The following is an 18,567-nucleotide window of genomic DNA, read 5'->3' on the forward strand; positions in this document are numbered from 1 at the left end:
ATGCACCCCGACGCCGTCCACAACCCGCGCACCCGGCCCCGCCTGGGGACCGGCCGCGGATGGCACCCGGACCCGCGGCGCGTCACCGGGATCCACCCTAGCCGAACACCTGTTCGACCGGACACCACCGACACGCCGCGCGTCGGACCGCGTCGTCCGGCTCAGGACGCGGTCGCTGCGCCGGCGTCCTCCGGCCCGGCGATCCGCTCCGCCGTCGTACCGAGGCGCACCGCCTCCCCCGGCGCCAGCAGCAGCGGCTCCACCTGGCCGCGCCGTCCGAGCGCCCGTGCGAACGCGGGGCCGGCCCGGTCCATCCACCCGGGCGGCAGCCGGCGGGAGGCGGGCGGGTGCAGCGTGCCCCAGTGCACGGGCACCGCCCAGCGCACCCCCACCGCCTCGCACACCGCCGCGGCCTGGTGCGGGTCCATGTGCCCGCCCGACAGCCGCGGTCCCCAGCCGCCGACCGGCACCAGGGCCAGGTCGAGCGGCCCGCCGGCCAGGTCGGGCAGCCGCCGCATCTGCGGGTACGGCGCCGTGTCCCCCGCGAACCACACCCGCAGCCCCGGGGCGACGACCAGGAACCCGTGCGTGGTGTTGGGCCGGTGCGGCATCGGCCGGTGCCCGTGCTCGGCACGCACCGGGCGGACGCGGACCGCGGAGCCGGGCACCGTCCACCACTCCTGCGAACCGAGCCCGACCGCGGGCAGACCCTGACGGGCCAGCCAGTGCGCGTTGGCCCGGCCGGAGAGCACCGGGGCGCCGTCGAGCAGCCGCAGCGAGCCGACCTCGGCGTGGTCGTGGTGCAGGTGGGAGACCAGCACGGCGTCGGCCCCGTCCCAGTCCTCGCGGCGCGGCTCGGCCGGGCGGCGGCGCAGCAGCCCGGCGTGCGGCCGCAGCAGGGGGTCGGTCACCAGCCGCACGCCCGCGACGTCGAGCACGACCGTGGCGTGCCCGAGCCAGCGCAGCGTCGCGCCGGCACCGGACGGGTCCGCGGCGGTCACGGCCCCGGCTCCTGGGGCTCGGACACGACCCGGTCGGCGGCCTGCGGCACCGGCGGTCCCGCGCGCAGCCCCAGTGCGGCGGCCCAGCGCACCAGCTGCTCGTGCACGCGGTCGGCACCGACGGGCATCCGCTCCGCCCCGACCTCGTCCAGCAGGTCGTCGTCCACCGGCAGGTCGACCGGGTGCAGCAGGACCGCGAGGTTCTGCGCGCCGCCGAGCCCGCCGTGCGACCCGACCTGCCCCTCGAACGCGTGCACGCGGCCGTCCCCGTCGACGTCGGACAGCAGCACCAGGTCGCCCACGTGCGGCAGCCGCCCGAGCCGGCGCAGGTCGGCCGCGGCCCGCACGCCGTACCGCGCGACCGGGTCGGTGCCGTCGACCGGCGCAGCACCGTCGGCACCGTCGGCACCATCGGCACCGTCGGCACCATCGGCGTCGAGCCACGCGACCCCGCCCGGTCCGACGGCCGCGAGCCCGCGCGCGGCCGTGTCGACGACGACCAGGCCGACGCCCGGGGTGGCGGCGAGCCCCCGCACCAGTCCGGGCCACCGCTCCTCGACCTCCTCCAGCACCAGGCGCCGGCCGACGCGCGGGAACCACACCATGCCGAGGTTGCCGGACCCCGTCACGGCGACGTCGGGCAGCTCCGCGGTGCCGCCCGGCTCGCCGTCGGCGCGGCGGTCCTTGCCCTGGGGACCCAGCACCATGGACGTGTCCTCGCCGCGGCGGGCCGCCGTGCCGCTGAGGAACGCGTTCAGCGGGCCCCACTCCTCGTCGGTGGACGCCTGCACCGCGTCCACCGGGGCCGTCGCCGGCTCCGCCATGTGCGCGCGGACCACGTCGACGAGCGTCCGGCCTGTCACCTGGTCGAACGTCGCACCGAGCGACTGCCCGTGGTCGGACAGCACCACCACCCGGTAGTCGCGCGGCGCGGCCTCGGCGACCCGCACCAGCGTGTCGAGGACGCGGTCCAGCCCCTCGAGCGCGCGCAGCGACTCGGGCCGGGTGGGGCCGGCGTGGTGCGCGATCTCGTCGTAGTCCACCAGGTCGACGTAGACCACGGGGGCGCCCCGCACCAGCTGCTCGGCGACCAACGACGTCGCCAGGTCCCGCAGCAGCACGTTGGTGACGCCGCGCAGCACCACGTACCAGCCCCGCCGCGCCACCCGCGGACGCACGTCGCGCAGGCGCTGCCGCCGGCCCTGGTAGAGCTCTTTGACCATCTCGCCGATCGTGAGCGTCACGGCGCGCGCGAGCACGAAGGGGCTGGCGAAGAACCGGACGTACGACGTCCCCGGGCCGATGCCGCGCCGGGCCTGGCTCATCACGAGCAGCTGGCGCTCGGCGTCGCCGGAGAACATCGTCGCCACGGCCGCGCCGCCGTCGGCGAGCAGCCCCCGCCCGTCGGACAGCCGGCGCTCGACCAGGGCGGCGTCGTCCGGGTGGTTCGTCACGACCAGGCGCCCGGCGTCGCGGTCCCACCACCGGAACGACGGGATGGCGTCGGCCGCGCCGTGCAGCAGCCCCGCCTGGCTGGCCGGCGTCGTCGACGGGACCTGCGCCCACCACGTCCGCAGGTCGTGCGAGCCGTCGGCGACCCACCGGGCCATCGTCGGGACCAGCCCGGCCTCGACCGCCTGCGCCAGCACGGGCGCGGCCACGCCGTCGAGCTGGACGACCAGCAGGCCGGGCGGCCGGTCGTCGGGGACCGCGCCCCCGCCCTCGCCGGCCCGGCGCGCACGGGCCCGGGCCCGGCGGAGGACGTCGCCGACGACGTAGTCGGAGTCGGACGCGCCCCACACCCACCGGCCGACGGCCATCACGCAGCCGGTGATGACGAGCACCTGGACGACCGCCCACGCGTTCGTCGCCCGCACGCCCGGCACGACCGACAGGGCGAACCAGACGACCAGGACCTGGCCGGCGAGGCCGGCGACCAGCGCGCCCATCGCACCGGCGACCCGCGCCAGCACGCGCAGCGGCGGCCGCAGCACCAGGTCGCCGACCGCCACGACCAGCGCCGCCACCACCACGGCACCCGGGTTGCTGGCCTCGACGCCGTCGACCAGCGCGATGGCGACGCCCAGCCCCAGCGCGGTCGTCACCAGGCCCAGCAGGGCGTCCCCGACGTCGCTGAGCGTGACCGACCACCAGCCCGGCGGCGGGCGGCGCGGGTCGTGGGACGGCACCTGCTCAGACTGCCACGCGGGCGCGCAGGGCCGACAGGTCCGCGGCAGGCGGCCCTCAACGACGCGGCGGCGCCTGCCGGTGCTGGTCGTGGCCCCAGCGCTGCGGGTCGGGGATGTCGAGCTCGTCGCAGAGGGCGTGCCACACGTCGCGGGGGTCGGTGCCGGCGTCGAGCGCCTGCTCGGGGGTGCGGTCGCCCAGGGCCGGCAGGACGAGCTCGTGCACGAGCGCACGCCCGTGGGCGCTGCCGAGCACCTCGTCGACCAGCTGCCAGAACTCCCGGTACCGCACCGCGCCTCCTCGTCCCGTGTGGTGGGGCAACGAGCGTACGCGGGGCCGCGCGCGGACGTCCCGTCAGCGGCGGGCGACGGGGAGCGACACGATCCAGCCGGACAGCAGCACCCCGGACGCGACCGGCGCAGGGTAGGTCCGGGCATCGTCGGCATCGTCGGCACCGTCGGCACCGTCGGCACCGTCGGCAGAGCCGGCGACCGCGACCTCCAGGTCCGACCGCGCGGGGCCGCCCGGCGCGACGGCCAGCAGCGACGGGCGGGGCGACGGCGCCGCAGGTGAGGGCGCGCGTGTCGGTGCCGCGGGACAGAATGGCGCAGTGACCCCACCCCCGGCCGGCGGCCCCTCCGACCTCCCCGCGGGCGCCGACGTCCTCGCGCGGTTCTCGGAGCCGACGCAGGACTGGTTCCGCGGCGCCTTCGCGGAGCCGACCGCGGCGCAGGCGGGCGCGTGGGACGCGGTCTCGACGGGCCGGCACGCCCTCGTCGTCGCCCCCACCGGGTCGGGGAAGACGCTGGCGGCGTTCCTCTGGGCCCTCGACCGGATCACGGCGGCGGCGCCGGACGACGACGCGGACCCGCTCCAGCGGTGCAAGGTCCTGTACGTCTCCCCGTTGAAGGCGCTCGCCACGGACGTCGAGCGCAACCTGCGCTCGCCGCTCGTCGGGGTCCGTCAGGCGGCGACCCGGCGCGGCCTCACCCTGCCGGACGTGCAGGTGGGCGTCCGCACCGGCGACACCCCGCCGAACGAGCGCCGCGCGTTCGCGACCAAGCCGCCGGACATCCTGATCACCACCCCGGAGTCGCTGTTCCTGGTGCTGACCTCGGGCGCCCGGGCGGGGCTCTCCGGGGTGCGCACGGTCATCCTGGACGAGATCCACGCCGTCGCCGGCACCAAGCGCGGCGCGCACCTCGCGGTGTCGCTGGAGCGCCTGGACGCGCTGCTGGACCGGCCGGACGGCCCCGGCCCGGCGCAGCGCGTCGGGCTGTCCGCGACCGTCACGCCGGTGGACCGCGTCGCGGCGTTCCTGGCCGGCGGGCGCGCACCCGCGGACGGCGGCCGCGAGGTGGTGGTCGTGCAGCCCCCGTCCACCAAGGAGATCCGCGTCGACGTCGTCGTCCCGGTCCCCGACCTCACCGACCTCGGCGCGCCGCTGCCCGACGACGGCACCCGCCCCCAGCGCCCGAAGCCGGCCGGGGACCTGCCCGCGCTCGCCCCGGGCGAGGCCGACCTGACCGGGCAGGCCGCGGGCACCGGGGGCACCCGGCCGTCGATCTGGCCGCACGTCGAGGAGCGCGTCGTCGACCTGGTGGCCGACCACCGGTCGACGCTCGTGTTCACCAACTCCCGGCGCGGCGCCGAGCGGCTGACCGCCCGGATGAACGAGGTCTGGGCGGAGCGGCAGGGCGAGGACGTCCCCGACCCGAGCACGCTCTGGGCGGCGCAGGTGACGGCGCAGTCGGGGACCGCGGTCGGGGTCGACGCGCGCGACGCGGACACGGTCATCGCCCGCGCGCACCACGGGTCGATGAGCCGCGCGGAGCGCACCCGCACCGAGTCCGAGCTCAAGGCCGGGCGGCTGCCCGCCGTGGTGGCGACCAGCTCGCTGGAGCTCGGCATCGACATGGGCGCCGTCGACCTGGTGGTGCAGGTCGGCGCGCCGCCGTCCGCCGCGAGCGGGCTGCAGCGCATCGGGCGCGCCGGCCACCAGGTCGGTGCGGTGTCGCACGGCGTGGTGTTCCCGACGTTCCGCGGCGACCTGGTGCCGGCGGCGGTCACGGCGCTGCGGATGCGCGCCGGCCAGATCGAGCCGCTGCACGTGCTGACCAACCCGCTCGACGTGCTGGCCCAGCAGGTCGTCGCCATGGTCGCCCAGGAGGACTGGACGGTGACCGACCTCGCGGCGGTCGTGCGCCGGTCCGCGCCGTTCGCGACCCTGGGCGACGCGACGCTGCGCGCGGTGCTCGACATGCTCGCGGGCCGCTACCCCAGCGAGGAGTTCGCCGAGCTGCGGCCGCGCATCGTGTGGGACCGCGCCACCGACCTGCTGAGCGGACGGCCCGGCGCACTGCGGCTGGCCGTCACCAGCGGTGGGACCATCCCCGACCGCGGCCTGTACGGGGTGTTCCTCGCGACGGGGGCCGAGACCGCCGACGTCCCGGTCGACCCCGAGCGGTCGGGGGGCCGGACCCGCGGCGGCAAGCGGGTCGGGGAGCTCGACGAGGAGATGGTCTACGAGTCGCGCGTCGGCGACACGTTCACGCTCGGGTCGAGCACCTGGCGCATCGAGGACATCACGCCCGACCGCGTCCTGGTGACCCCCGCGCCGGGCGTGCCCGGGCGCCTGCCCTTCTGGAAGGGCGACTCCCAGGGACGGCCCGCGTCGCTCGGCCGGGCGATGGGCGCGTGGGCGCGGGAGGTCGCGGACCTGCCGGACGGCGACGCGCGGACCCGGGTGGCCGAGGCGGGCCTCGACCCCTGGGCCGCCGACAACCTGCTGGGGTACCTGCGCGAGCAGCGCGACGCCGCCGGCGTCCTGCCGAGCGACGTGACCGTCGTGGTCGAGCGGTTCCGTGACGAGCTCGGCGACTGGCGCGTCGTCGTGCACTCCCCGTACGGCGCCCGCGTGCACGCGCCGTGGGCGCTGGTGCTGGGCGCCCGCCTGCGCGAGCGCTTCGGGGTGGACGCCGCCGCGATGCACGCCGACGACGGCATCGTGCTGCGGCTGCCCGACATGCTCGCGGCCGCCGCCGACCCCGTGGGCGACCTGCTCGGCTGGTCGGCGCCCGACGCCTGGTCCGCCGACGGCTCCCCCGCGAGCCCCGGCGGCCTGTCCGACCCCGCGCCCGTCGACGCGGCGGACCTGCTGATCGAGCCGGAGGAGGTGGCCGAGGCCGTCCGCGCCGAGCTCGGCGGGTCCGCGATGTTCAGCGCGCGGTTCCGCGAGGCGGCCGCCCGGGCCCTGCTGCTCCCCCGCCGCCGGCCCGACCGCCGGCAGCCGCTCTGGCAGCAGCGGCAGCGCTCGGCGCAGCTGCTCGCCGTCGCGTCGCGGTACCCCGACTTCCCCATCCTCCTCGAGGCCGTGCGCGAGTGCCTGCAGGACGACTTCGACATCGACGCGCTGGTCGACCTGATGAAGGACGTCTCGGCCGGCCGGGTGCGCGTCGTCGAGGTCACCACGACCCGCCCGTCGCCGTTCGCGCAGTCGCTGCTGTTCGGGTACACCGCGCAGTTCCTCTACGACGGCGACGCCCCGCTGGCCGAGCGCCGCGCGGCCGCGCTCACGCTCGACCCGACCCTGCTGGACGAGCTGCTCGGCGGCGGGGGCGGGTCGCAGATCGCGGACCTGCTCGACCCCGACGCCGTGCTGCGCACCGAGGCGGAGCTGACCGGCACCGACCCCGACCGCCAGGCACGGACCGCCGAGCAGGTCGCCGACGTGGTGCGCCGGCACGGGCCGCTCCCCCTGGCCGGCGTCGAGGCCCGCACCCGCGAGGACGTCCGCGGCGAGGTCGCCGGCTGGCTGGCCGACCTGGAGCACGCGCGCCGGCTCATCCGCGTGCGGATCTCCGGCGTCCCCGCCGGCGAGGCCGAGCAGTGGGCGGCCGTCGAGGACGCGGGCCGGCTGCGGGACGCGCTCGGCGTGGCCCTGCCCGTCGGCGTCCCCGAGGTGTTCACCGAGGTGCTGCCGGACCCGCTCGGCGACCTGCTGCGCCGGCACGCCCGGACGCACGGCCCGTTCCCGGCCGCAGCCGTCGCGGCCCGGTTCGGGATCGGCACCGCCGTGGTGCAGGCCGCGCTGCGCCCGCTGGAGCGCGCCGGCGTCGTCGTGCAGGGCCGGCTGCGCCCGGACGCCCTGGGCGGGGTGGGCGACGAGTACTGCGACGCGGACGTGCTCCGGACCCTGCGCCGCCGCTCGCTCGCCGCGCTGCGGTCCGAGGTCGAGCCGGTGGAGCAGGTGGCGCTCGGCCGGTTCCTTCCGGTGTGGCAGCACGCCACCGGTCGCCCGGGGCAGCCCTCGACCGGCTCGCTGCGCGGGGCGGACGGTCTCGCGCGCGCCGTCGAGCAGCTGGCGGGCGCCGTCGTGCCCGCGTCCGCGCTGGAGTCGCTCGTGCTGCCGGCGCGGGTGCCGGACTACAACCCCGCCCTGCTCGACGAGCTCACCGCGGCGGGCGAGGTGCTCTGGGCCGGTCACGGCACGCTGCCCGGCAAGGACGGCCTGATCAGCCTGCACCTCGCAGCCACGGCGGACCTGACGCTGCCCCTGCTCGCACCGCCCGGGACGGAGGTCGCGCCCGCCGAGCACCTGGACACGCCGCTGCACCGGGCGCTCGTCGACGCGCTCCGGGGCGGCGGGGCGTACTTCGTCGGCGCGCTCGCCGGCCGGGTCGCCGAGGCGCTGGACCCCGAGCCGCCGCCGTCGCAGGCGGCCCTGGTCGACGCGCTCTGGGACCTGGTCTGGGCGGGGCTGGTCAGCAACGACGGTCTCGCGCCGCTGCGTGCGCGGCTCGCCGGCGGCCGCACCGCGCACCGCACGACGGCCTCCCCCACGCCGTCCCGCGCCCGCACGCTGACGATGGGCCGCTACGGCGGACGACCAAGCCTGCGCGGCAGCGGGCTCGGGCTGCGCAGCGCGGGCCTGGCGGGCGGTGGGCTGGGCGGCCTCGGCGCCGGGACGGCCACCGCGGGCGGCGAGGCCGGCGGCCGGTGGTCGATGCTGCCGAGCCGGGAGGGCGACCCCACCCGGCGGGCCCACGCGCTCGCGGCGCAGCTGCTGGACCGGCACGGCGTGCTGACCCGTGCGGTGGCGCCAGCCGAGGGCGTCGCGAGCCAGTTCGCCGGCGCGTACCGGGTGCTCGCGGCCCTCGAGCAGGCCGGGCAGGTGCGTCGCGGCTACTTCGTCGAGCACCTCGGCGGCTCGCAGTTCGCGCTGCCGGGTGCCGTCGACCAGCTCCGGGCCGACGCGCGGCAGCTCGAGCGGCTCGCCGAGCAGTCCGTGCCCGCGGACTCCGACCGGTCCGTGGTGCTGCTCGCCGCCACGGACCCCGCCAACCCGTACGGCGCGGCGCTGGCGTGGCCGACGCGGGCGGACACGCCCACCGGCCACCGGCCCGGGCGGAAGGCCGGCTCGGTCGTCGTGCTCGTCGACGGCACGCTCGCCCTCTACCTCGAGCGCGGCGGCCGGACCGTGCTGACGTTCAGCGACGACGACTCCGTGCTGCGCCTGGCCACCGAACGGCTCGCGGAGACCGTGCGCGACGGCCGGCTGGGCCGGGTCACGCTGGTGCGTGCCGACGGCGAGGAGCTGCTGTCCGGCGGCGTGGAGTCGACGGCCCTGGGCCGGGCGCTCGCGCTGGCGGGCTTCGCCCCGACACCCCGCGGGCTCCGGCTGCGAGGCGCCCGGTGAGCACCCGGGTGCACGCGGTCCTCCCCGCGCATGCGGTCCTCCCCGCGCACGCGGTCCTCCCCGCGCACGCGGTCCTCCCGGCCCCCACCACCGCCCCGGCACGGCGCCGTGCCTGAGGGCGACATCCTGGCGCGCACGGCGCGCCGGCTCGACGAGGCGCTCGCCGGCCGGGAGCTCGTGCGCAGCGACCTGCGCTGGCCCACGGCGGCCACGGTCGACCTGGTCGGGCGCACCGTGCTCGGCACCGCGTCCTACGGCAAGCACCTGCTGACCCGGTTCGACGACGGGCGGACCCTGCACACGCACCTGCGGATGGACGGCTCCTGGCGGATCGCCCGCACCGGGTCGCCCGGTGCCCGCGCCGCCCACCCCGCCGTCCGCACGGTCCTGGCCAACGCCACGTGGACCGCGGTCGGCGAGCTGATCGGGATGCTCGACGTCGTCCCCACCCGCGACGAGCACACGCTGATCGGGCACCTGGGCCCCGACCTCCTCGCCGACGACTTCGAGACCGCCGGCCTCCCCGAGACGCTCCGCCGCTGGGCCGCGCGCGGCGGGACCCCCGTCTGCGAGGTGCTGCTCGACCAGACCGTGGTCGCCGGCATCGGGACGATCTACATGGCCGACTCGCTGTTCCTCGAGCGGATCTGGCCGTGGACGCCTGCCGACGAGGTCGCCGACCCCGAGCGGCTGCTGCGGGTCGCCCGCGCGATCATGCTGCGCTCGGTCGGCACCGCGACGCCGTCGACGACGGGCGAGGTGTACCGGGGCCGGACCACCTGGGTGCACGGCCGCCTCAAGGAGCCGTGCCGCCGCTGCGGCGCACCCGTCCGCCGCGGTCTGGCCGGCCACCCGCCCACGGAACGCCCCGCGTACTTCTGCGGCGTGTGCCAGCGCCCCACCCCCGCCTCCTGACCACGCCGAGTGGAGACCTCTGCCCGACACGCCGAAGCGTGTCGGGCAGAGCTCTCCACCTGAGGGGCTGGGGCTGCCGGCGCGCTGGGGCCGGGCGCGACGACGCCCGGCCGCTCCGCCGAGCGAGGGCGGGACGACCGGGCGTGGCCGAGGTCTGGGGTGGAACTCCCGGTGTGGGGGCTCAGCCGATGGGGGCGAGCTCCGGACGCTGGCGGGTCCAGGTGCTCTCCTGGCCGGCCAGGGCCGACGCGAGGTCGGCCGGGACGGTGTCGGGGATCAGCAGACCCTCGGCCACCGCGATGCGGTCGCTCACCTCGCGCAGCACGAGCGACATGGGCACGGCGAGCGCGTCGCAGATGCTGGCGAGCAGCTCGGACGACGCCTCCTTCTGACCGCGCTCGACCTCGCTGAGGTAGCCCAGCGACACCCGGGCGGCGGAGGACACCTCGCGCAGGGTGCGTCCCTGCCGCTGGCGGGCATCCCGCAGCACATCACCGATCTCACGGCGCAACACGACCATCTGGCGTCCCCCTCTCATGTCCCGATCCTGCTCCTGCCGCGACGCCTGCGTGCCCGTGGGGGCGGTGCGGACGACGGCGGCACCCTTGTGGCCCCGCGTAGGGAGGCTCCCACCGTACATGTCGCCGCCACGACGGGCAGTGCCGGGGCGGGTGGACGGCTTGGTGTTCATCACGCTGGTTCCAACGCGCCCGGAGTCCCCCGTGTTCCCAGGGCTCACGCGGCACCGTCGCCGCGCACGGCGGTCTCGGCCTCGCGGAGCACGGCGACGCAGGTGGCGGACCGGATCTGCGCCCGGTCCCCGGTGAGCGCGAGCGTCCGCACGACCGTGCCCCGCGGGGTCGCCACGGCGACGTGCACCGTCCCGGGTGAAAACCCGTCCTGCTGGTCCGGGCCGGCGACCCCGGTGGTGCCGAGGCCGACGTCGGCACCCACCACGCCGCGGACGCGCTCGGCCATCTGCCGGGCGACCTCGGGGTGCACGGCCCCGTGCGCGTCGAGCAGGTCGGCGTCGACGCCCAGCAACGAGCCCTTGACGTCGGTGGCGTAGGCGACGACGCCGCCGCGCAGGGACCGCGAGGCGCCGGGGACGTCCACGAGCGTCGCGGCGACCTCCCCGCCGGTCAGGGACTCGGCCGTGGCCACCGTCCAGCCGCGCTCCCGGAGCGCGTCGAGCAGCGCGGCCGCGGCGGCCGTCCCGCTGCCCGGACCGGTCATCGCGGCGAGGCCATCGCGTCGGGCCCGGAGCCGTCCCCGTGCGACGAGGTGGTGCCGGTGGCGGCGGCGTGCCGGGCGACCTCCGGCGCGGCGCCGGCGACGTGCTCGCGGTGCACCCGCAGCGCCGTGCGCACGTAGTCCAGGCCCGTGACCAGGGTGACCACGACGGCCACGCCCATGAGCACGCTCGCCACGACCAGCGTCCAGGTGGGGAGGTGGTCGAGGGGCAGCAGGAAGGCGCCGACGGCGATCGACTGCAGGACCGTCTTGATCTTGCCCCCGCGCGACGCGGGCAGCACGAGGTACTTCAGCAGGAAGAACCGCATCACGGTGATGCCGATCTCCCGCACGAGGATCGCCGCGGTCACCCACCAGCTGAGGTCCCCGACGATCGAGAGGCCGACCAGCGCCGTGCCGATCAGCGCCTTGTCGGCGATCGGGTCGAGCAGCTTGCCCAGGTCGGTCACCAGGCCGAGGCGCCGCGCGAGGTAGCCGTCCAGGCGGTCGGTCGCGGCGGCGAGGGCGAAGATGCCGGTCGCCACGAGCCGCCACGCGACGTCCTGCCCGCCGTCGACGAGGAGCGCCCAGGCGAAGAACGGCACCACGGCGATGCGGAGCACCGTCACCACGTTGGCGACGTTCATCGGCGAGGGGCTGGTCACCCCGACAGCGTACGTGCCCCGGGTCCCGGGATCAGCCCGGGCGCCCGGGTCCGACCACCCCGCACCGGCGTCCGTGCTGGTCACGACGGGTCAGCGCAGGTCGTCGGCGTCGTCGTGGTAGTCGACGGCCTCCGGCGGCTCGCCGGGCATCCGGCCCTCGGGCGCGGCGTAGCGGTCGTCCGCGAACGCCCCGCCGGAGCCCACCGGCTCGGGCTCGGGCTCGCCGCGGAGCATCGCCAGCGTGCCGGGCAGGTCGTCCGGCTGGACGAGCACCTCGCGCGCCTTCGACCCCTCGGACGGGCCGACGATCTCGCGGGACTCGAGCAGGTCCATCAGCCGGCCGGCCTTGGCGAACCCGACGCGGAGCTTGCGCTGCAGCATCGACGTCGAGCCGAACTGCGAGGTCACCACGAGCTCGGCGGCCTGCAGGAGCAGGTCCAGGTCGTCGCCGATGTCCTCGTCGACCTGCTTCTTCACGGCCGCGACGGCGACGTCCTCGCGGTACACCGGCTTCAGCTGGGTCTTCACGTGGGCGACGACCGCGTGGATCTCGCTCTCGGACACCCAGGCGCCCTGGGTGCGCATCGGCTTGGCCGCGCCCATCGGCAGGAACAGGGCGTCACCCTGGCCGATCAGCTTCTCGGCCCCGGGCTGGTCGAGCACCACCCGGGAGTCGGTGAGCGACGAGGTGGCGAAGGCCAGGCGCGAGGGCACGTTGGCCTTGATCAGACCGGTGACGACGTCGACCGACGGGCGCTGCGTGGCCAGCACCAGGTGGATGCCGGCCGCACGCGCGAGCTGCGTGATCCGCTGGATCGACGCCTCGACGTCGCGCGGGGCCACCATCATGAGGTCGGCCAGCTCGTCGACGATCACCAGCAGGTACGGGTACGCGGCGATCTTCCGCTCGGAGCCCGGCAGCGGCTTCACCTTGCCGGCCTTGACCGCGATGTTGAAGTCGTCGATGTGCTTGAACCCGAACATCGCGAGGTCGTCGTACCGCGCCTCCATCTCCCGCACCACCCACTCGAGGGCCTCGGCGGCCTTCTTCGGGTTGGTGATGATCGGGGTGATGAGGTGCGGGATGCCCTCGTAGACGGTGAGCTCGACGCGCTTGGGGTCGACCAGCACCATGCGGACCTGGTCGGGCGTCGAGCGCATGAGGATCGACACGATCATCGAGTTCACGAACGACGACTTGCCCGCGCCGGTGGCGCCCGCGACGAGCATGTGCGGCATCTTCGCCAGGTTCGCGGTGACGTACCCGCCCTCGACGTCCTTGCCGACGCCGATGACCATCGGGTGCTCGGTGCGCCGTGCGGCGCTGGACCGCAGCACGTCGCCGAGGGAGACGGTCTCGCGGTCGGTGTTCGGGATCTCGATGCCGATCGCGGACTTGCCGGGGATCGGCGACAGGATGCGCACGTCGGCGCTGGCGACGGCGTAGGCGATGTTCTTGCTCAGCGCCGTCACGCGCTCGACCTTGACGCCCTTGCCGAGCTCGACCTCGTACCGGGTGACCGTCGGCCCGCGCGTGAAGCCGGTGACCTGCGCGTCGATCTCGAAGTTCTCGAGCACGCTGGTGAGGGCCTCGACCACGCGGTCGTTCGCGGCGGAACGCACCTTGTGCGGCGCGCCCTTCGCGAGCACCTCCTCGGACGGCAGCGTGTAGAGCACGTCGCCCTCGAGCATCGGCTGCTCGCCGCGCGGCACGCCCGTGGTCGGCGGTGCGACCGGCTCGGGACGCGCGGCGGGGGCCGCCGCGCTCGCGCCGACGGCCGTGACCGCCTGCGTCGGCGCGGTCGGCGCACGCGGCGCGACCTCCTCGTCGACGAGGTCGTCCGGGTCGAGGACCGCGGTCGCGTCCTCCTCGCGGCGCTGGCGCTCGACGAACGCGGCGCGCTCGAAGGCCTCGTCGCCCGCGTACTGCTCGAGCTGGTCCGCCTCGGCCTGCGCCGCGGCCTCGCGGTCCCGCTTCCGGCGCGCGAGCAGGCCGCGCCTGGGCTTGACCGGCTCCTCCTCGACGGCGGTGTGGCCGGCGTTGATGACGAGCGGCGCGTCCTCGTCCTCGACCTCCTCGTCCCGGTGGTTGCCGGTGAGCCGGTCGTAGACGCCGCGCAGGCGCGGGCCGATCTGGTTGACGGGCGTGGCCGTGACGACCAGCACGCCGAAGAACGCCAGCAGCACCAGCAGCGGCACGGTCGCCCAGACCGTGACCAGGCTGACCAGCGGCGTGCCGACGAGGTAGCCGACGATGCCGCCTGCGTCGCGCACGGCCTCGAAGCCGTCGGACGGGGCGGGCAGGCCCTGCTGCACGTGCACCAGCGCGCACGCCGCCAGGGTGATCGCGGTGACGCCGATGCCGATCCGCGAGTTGGCCTGGTTCCGGTCCGGGTGCCGCATCAGGCGCACCGCGATGCCGACCAGCGCGACCGGCACCGCGACGGACACCCGGCCGAACGTGCCGGCGACGACGACGTGCACGGCGTCGCCGGCCATGCCGTCCAGCCCCCACCACTCCCGGGCCGCGACGACGATGGCCAGCGCGATCAGGAAGAACGCGGCACCGTCGCGGCGCAGCGCGGGGTCGAGGTCGCGCGCGCCGTGCCCGACCCGCCGGGCCGCGCCGCCGAGCACGTGCGCGCAGCCCATCCAGATGCCGCGGACGATGCGCAGCGGCAGCGCGGGACGGGCCGGGGGCGGCGGGGCGGCGTTGCGCGAGCCGGACGCACGGGCCGCCGGCGCGCCGCTGCGGGCGCGCGAGCCGGCGGACGGCGCGGCACCACGCGTGGCGGTGGAGGACGGACGGGCGGCCATGCTCCTCACGGTAGCCGTCGGCACCGCGCGACCGGCGGACCTGCGGCTCCTGGTCGCGTGTCGGTGACCCGGACCACACCCGGCGACGCGTCCGTGCCGCGGCAGGGACCGGGGCACGGACGGCTGGTGGGTGTCGGAGGCCGGTGGGAGCGTGGTGGCCATGGGGATCCCCGCCGTCACCGCCGGCCAGGTGCGCCGGTTCCGGGTGCACGCGCAGCAGATCGACCGCGCCGTCGACCCGGACCGGGCCGTCACCGACGCCGCCGTGCTCGACCTCGGCGTGCAGGACACCGGCCCCGACGGCGCGCCGTGGGCGCTCGCCGTGCGCGGGGTGCCCGTGGGGACGCGCACGTGGACCGACGACCTCGGCCGCGGGCTGGCGCTCGCGTGGACCGTGCGCGGCGCGCCCCATGCCTACCGCCGGGCCGACCTGCGGGCGGTGCAGCGCGCGGTGCGCCCGTACTCGGACGCCGACGCCGGCAAGCGGGTGTACGACGCGGCCAAGCCGCTGCGCGCGGCCGGCCTCCGCCCGCTCGACGCCCTCGCGCACGCGGCCCGCACCATGCACGACGTGGTGCGGGAGCCCCGCTCCAAGGGGGACGTGTCGACCCGCATGACGCAGCAGCTGCCCGAGCCGTACCTGCGCTGGTGCCGGTCCTGCGGGGTGACGCACATGTGGGAGATGCCGTTCCGGCTCGCGGCGCTGCACGGCGGCCTCGAGCTCGAGCCGGCCACCTCTCCCCCGGTGCTGCGGAGGATCCCCCGGTTCCCGGCGAGCCAGGTCGGCGCGGTCGAGCGCCCCGACGACGAGGCCCCGGACGCCGACGGTGCGTTCGACCTGGTGCGCGGCGTGCTGCGCCTGCTCGGGCCGGCCCGCCCGCAGGACGTGGCCGCGTTCCTCGACGCCCCGCCGGCCGACGTGCGACGCCGGTGGCCGGACGACGCCGTACCCGTCGCGGTGGACGGGACCGAGGCCGCGGTGCTGGCCGCGGACCTGCCCGCCCTCCGCCACGACGGGCACGACGGGCACGACGGCGAGACGGTCCGGCTGCTCGGCCCGTACGACCTCTTCCTGCAGGCGCGCGACCGCGACGTGCTGGTCCCCGACCGCACCCGGCACCGGGCGCTCTGGCCCGTGCTCGGCCGTCCCGGCGCCGTGCTCGCCGGCGGCGAGGTGGTCGGCACCTGGCGGCCGCGGGCGAAGGGTCGCCGGCTCGGGCTGGAGCTCGACCCGTGGGTGCCGTGGGACCGGGACGTGACCGCCGGGGTCGAGGCCGAGCACGCCCGCCTGGCCGCGTTCCGCGGCGCCGAGGTCGCCTGACCGCGGCGTACCGCCCGCCGACGACGACGGCCCGGTCCCGCACGCCGTGAGGGGCGTGCCGGACCGGGCCGGGCGCGGGGCGCGAGGCGCGGTTCAGGCCTCGACGACCACCGGGATGATCATCGGCCGGCGGCGCAGCCGGTTGGACACCCAGCGGCCGACGACGCGGCGCACGACCTGCTGCAGCTGCTGCGTGTCGACGGCGCCGGAGCGGGTGGCGTCCTCGAGCGCGGCGACGACGTCCGGGAGGATGCCCTCGAAGACCTTGTCGTCCTCCGCGAAGCCGCGGGCCTGGATCTGCGGCGTGGTGAGCACCTTGCCGTCCGCGGTGCTGACCACGGCGAAGATCGAGATGAAGCCCTCGTCGGCGAGGATCCGCCGGTCCTTGAGGTCGGTCTCGGTGATGTGGCCGACGCTGGACCCGTCGACGAACACGTACCCGCAGGGCACGGCACCGACGACGCTCGCCCGGCCGTCGACCAGGTCGACGACGACGCCGTCCTCGGCCAGCACGACGCGGTCGGCCGGGACGCCCGACTTCACGGCCAGCGCGCCGTTGGCGACGAGGTGGCGCACCTCGCCGTGCACCGGCATGACGTTGCGCGGCTTGAGGATGTTGTAGCAGTACAGCAGCTCGCCGGCGCTGGCGTGGCCGGAGACGTGCACCTTGGCGTTGCCGCCGTGCACGACGCGCGCACCGAGCCGGGTCAGGCCGTTGATGACGCGGTACACCGCGTTCTCGTTCCCGGGGATCAGGGACGACGCGAGGATGACGGTGTCGCCGATGCCGACCGAGATCTTGTGGTCGTTGTTCGCGATCCGGGACAGCGCGGCCATGGGCTCGCCCTGCGAGCCGGTGCACATGAGGACGAGCTCGTCGTCGCGGATGTCGCCCATCCGCTTCTGGTCGACGAGCACGCCCTCGGGCACCTTGAGGTAGCCGAGCTCCGCGGCGATGGTCATGTTGCGGACCATCGACCGGCCGACGAGCGCGACCTTGCGGTCGTGCGCCGCGGCGGCGTCGAGCACCTGCTGGACGCGGTGCACGTGCGAGGAGAACGACGCGACGACGATCTTGCGGGCGGAGGTGGCGAACACGCCGTCCAGCACCGGGCCGATGTCGCGCTCCGGCGCGACGAACCCGGGGACCTCGGCGTTGGTGGAGTCGACCATGAACAGGTCGACGCCCTTCTCGCCGAGGCGGGCGAACGCGCGCAGGTCGGTGATCCGGCCGTCCAGCGGCAGCTGGTCCATCTTGAAGTCGCCGGTGTGCAGCACGGTGCCGGCCGGGGTGGTCACCGCGACGGCGAGCGCGTCCGGGATGGAGTGGTTCACGGCGACGAACTCGCAGGAGAAGGCGCCGATCTGCTCGGTCTGCCCCTCCTTGACCGCGAGCGTGACCGGGGTGATCCGGTGCTCCTTGAGCTTCGCCTCGACGAACGCGAGCGTGAGCTGCGAGCCGATCAGCGGGATGTCGTGGCGCAGCCGCAGCAGGTACGGCACGGCGCCGATGTGGTCCTCGTGCCCGTGGGTGAGGACGATGCCGTCGACGTCGTCCATCCGGTCGGCGATGTAGTCGAAGTCCGGCAGGATCAGGTCGACGCCGGGCTGGTGGTCCTCGGGGAACAGGACGCCGCAGTCGATGATCAGCAGGCGGCCGCCGTACTCGAGGACGGCCATGTTGCGACCGACCTCACCGAGCCCGCCGAGGGCCACGATGCGCAGGGCACCCTCGGGCAGGGCGGGCGGCAGGGCGAGGTCGGGGTGCGGGTGGGACATGCTTCTCCTGGTCGGTCAAGACGTGGCGAGGACGCCGGCGAGGCCCGCGGCCACGAGGCCCGCGCGCACCGCCTCGACGTCCTCGTCCGACGCGGCGACGTTGGGCAGCCGCAGGTGTCGGGACGGGATCAGCCCGAGGGACCAGACGGCGGCCTTGGCCGCGACCGCCTGGAACCCCTGGCCGTTGAGCGCGTCGATCGCCGGTGCGATCGACAGGAAGATCTCGAGCGCGCGGGCGTGGTCGCCCGCGTCGTGCGCCGCCGTCATCGCGGCGAGCTGCGGGCCGGCGACGTGGCCGACCACGCTGACGATGCCGGCCGCGCCGTGGGCGAGGAACGGCAGGTAGAGCGAGTCGTCGCCGCTGTACCAGGCGAGCCCGGTGCGGGCGGCGGCGGTGGCGGCGGCGTAGAGGTCGCCGGTGGCGTCCTTCATCGCGACCACGCGGTCGTGCGCGGCGAGCGCGTCCAGCGTCGGCTGGGCGAACCGCACGCCCGTGCGTCCGGGGACGTCGTAGAGCATGACCGGCAGCGGCGTCGAGTCCGCGACGGCCGTGATGTGCGCGACCAGCCCGTCCTGCGACGGGCGGGAGTAGTACGGGCTCACGACGAGCAGGCCGTCGGCGCCGGCCTCGGCGGCCTGCTCGGCCATCCGCACGGCGTGCAGGGTGTCGTTGGAGCCGGCACCCGCCACGACGGCGGCCCGGTCCCCCACCGCCGCGACGACGGCGCGGATGAGCTCGGCCTTCTCCGGCGCGTGCGTGGTGGGCGACTCGCCCGTCGTGCCGTTGAGCACGAGGCCGTCGTGCCCGTGGTCCACCAGGTGCGTGGCCAGCCGGACGGCCGTGTCGAGGTCGACGGAGCCGTCCTCCCGCATCGGCGTCACCATGGCGGTGAGCACCGCGCCGAAGGGACGCGACGGGGTGGCGGGGAGCATGCGCCCACGGTACCGCCC

The 18,567-nt window shown here is 76.4% G+C and carries 12 protein-coding genes; 3 read left to right on the forward strand and 9 right to left on the reverse strand.

Features of this window, described 5'->3' with window-relative positions:
* Positions 1-161 precede the first annotated feature (161 nt).
* The 3 genes from ACWPWW_RS04380 to ACWPWW_RS04390 are packed head-to-tail and all read right to left on the reverse strand — an operon-like array spanning position 162 to position 3,479.
* Positions 162-1,001 carry an MBL fold metallo-hydrolase gene (locus ACWPWW_RS04380; RefSeq protein WP_454049119.1) on the reverse strand — a complete coding sequence of 280 codons (840 nt, stop codon included), beginning with the start codon at positions 999-1,001 and terminating at the stop codon, positions 162-164.
* Positions 998-3,190, reverse strand: coding sequence for an alkaline phosphatase family protein (locus tag ACWPWW_RS04385; protein WP_454049120.1), 2,193 nt, complete (start codon positions 3,188-3,190; stop codon positions 998-1,000). Before ACWPWW_RS04385 ends, ACWPWW_RS04380 begins: the two co-directional genes overlap by 4 nt.
* Before the next feature lie 55 nt (positions 3,191-3,245).
* On the reverse strand, positions 3,246-3,479 hold the full coding sequence (locus tag ACWPWW_RS04390; protein ID WP_454049121.1) for a DUF3046 domain-containing protein: 234 nt from the start codon (positions 3,477-3,479) through the stop codon (positions 3,246-3,248).
* 319 nt (positions 3,480-3,798) lie between these two features.
* Here ACWPWW_RS04390 and ACWPWW_RS04395 point away from each other — a divergent pair, with 319 nt between their 5' ends.
* Both ACWPWW_RS04395 and ACWPWW_RS04400 read left to right on the forward strand, forming a co-directional pair.
* Positions 3,799-8,886, forward strand: a complete 5,088-nt coding sequence (locus ACWPWW_RS04395; RefSeq protein ID WP_454049122.1) for an Lhr family ATP-dependent helicase — start codon at positions 3,799-3,801, stop codon at positions 8,884-8,886.
* Between the two features lie 108 nt (positions 8,887-8,994).
* On the forward strand, positions 8,995-9,801 hold the full coding sequence (locus ACWPWW_RS04400; protein ID WP_454049123.1) for a DNA-formamidopyrimidine glycosylase family protein: 807 nt from the start codon (positions 8,995-8,997) through the stop codon (positions 9,799-9,801).
* A 181-nt stretch (positions 9,802-9,982) separates the two neighbouring features.
* Here ACWPWW_RS04400 and ACWPWW_RS04405 read toward each other — a convergent pair whose 3' ends face one another.
* The 4 genes from ACWPWW_RS04405 to ACWPWW_RS04420 all read right to left on the reverse strand — a co-directional run bounded on the left by ACWPWW_RS04405 (position 9,983) and on the right by ACWPWW_RS04420 (position 14,516).
* Positions 9,983-10,321 (reverse strand): helix-turn-helix domain-containing protein, encoded by a 339-nt coding sequence (locus ACWPWW_RS04405; RefSeq protein ID WP_454050396.1) that lies wholly within the window; start codon positions 10,319-10,321, stop codon positions 9,983-9,985.
* 215 nt (positions 10,322-10,536) lie between these two features.
* Positions 10,537-11,037, reverse strand: coding sequence for a CinA family protein (locus ACWPWW_RS04410; protein ID WP_454049124.1), 501 nt, complete (start codon positions 11,035-11,037; stop codon positions 10,537-10,539).
* On the reverse strand, positions 11,034-11,681 hold the full coding sequence (gene pgsA / locus ACWPWW_RS04415) for a CDP-diacylglycerol--glycerol-3-phosphate 3-phosphatidyltransferase (protein WP_454050397.1): 648 nt from the start codon (positions 11,679-11,681) through the stop codon (positions 11,034-11,036). The genes ACWPWW_RS04410 and pgsA overlap by 4 nt, the downstream gene beginning before the upstream one ends.
* 108 nt (positions 11,682-11,789) lie before the next feature.
* Positions 11,790-14,516, reverse strand: coding sequence for a DNA translocase FtsK 4TM domain-containing protein (locus ACWPWW_RS04420; RefSeq protein ID WP_454049125.1), 2,727 nt, complete (start codon positions 14,514-14,516; stop codon positions 11,790-11,792).
* A gap of 160 nt (positions 14,517-14,676) precedes the next feature.
* Between ACWPWW_RS04420 and ACWPWW_RS04425 the strand changes: the two genes are divergently transcribed.
* Positions 14,677-15,837: a winged helix DNA-binding domain-containing protein gene (locus tag ACWPWW_RS04425; protein WP_454049126.1), complete on the forward strand. Its 1,161-nt coding sequence runs from the start codon at positions 14,677-14,679 to the stop codon at positions 15,835-15,837.
* A gap of 93 nt (positions 15,838-15,930) precedes the next feature.
* Here ACWPWW_RS04425 and ACWPWW_RS04430 read toward each other — a convergent pair whose 3' ends face one another.
* Positions 15,931-17,616 (reverse strand): ribonuclease J, encoded by a 1,686-nt coding sequence (locus ACWPWW_RS04430; RefSeq protein WP_454049127.1) that lies wholly within the window; start codon positions 17,614-17,616, stop codon positions 15,931-15,933.
* A gap of 15 nt (positions 17,617-17,631) precedes the next feature.
* Positions 17,632-18,549, reverse strand: a complete 918-nt coding sequence (gene dapA, locus ACWPWW_RS04435; RefSeq protein ID WP_454049128.1) for a 4-hydroxy-tetrahydrodipicolinate synthase — start codon at positions 18,547-18,549, stop codon at positions 17,632-17,634.
* Between the last annotated feature and the right edge of the window lie 18 nt (positions 18,550-18,567).

Source organism: Cellulomonas sp. Marseille-Q8402 (genome assembly GCF_965119525.1).

Coding starts and splice junctions, on each gene's coding strand:
- ACWPWW_RS04405 (WP_454050396.1), bottom strand. CDS start 10,321: ATGGTCGTGTTGCGCCGTGAGATCGGTGATGTGCTGCGGGATGCCCGC.
- ACWPWW_RS04410 (WP_454049124.1), bottom strand. CDS start 11,037: ATGACCGGTCCGGGCAGCGGGACGGCCGCCGCGGCCGCGCTGCTCGAC.
- pgsA (WP_454050397.1), bottom strand. CDS start 11,681: ATGAACGTCGCCAACGTGGTGACGGTGCTCCGCATCGCCGTGGTGCCG.
- ACWPWW_RS04420 (WP_454049125.1), bottom strand. CDS start 14,516: ATGGCCGCCCGTCCGTCCTCCACCGCCACGCGTGGTGCCGCGCCGTCC.
- ACWPWW_RS04425 (WP_454049126.1), top strand. CDS start 14,677: ATGGGGATCCCCGCCGTCACCGCCGGCCAGGTGCGCCGGTTCCGGGTG.
- ACWPWW_RS04430 (WP_454049127.1), bottom strand. CDS start 17,616: ATGTCCCACCCGCACCCCGACCTCGCCCTGCCGCCCGCCCTGCCCGAG.
- dapA (WP_454049128.1), bottom strand. CDS start 18,549: ATGCTCCCCGCCACCCCGTCGCGTCCCTTCGGCGCGGTGCTCACCGCC.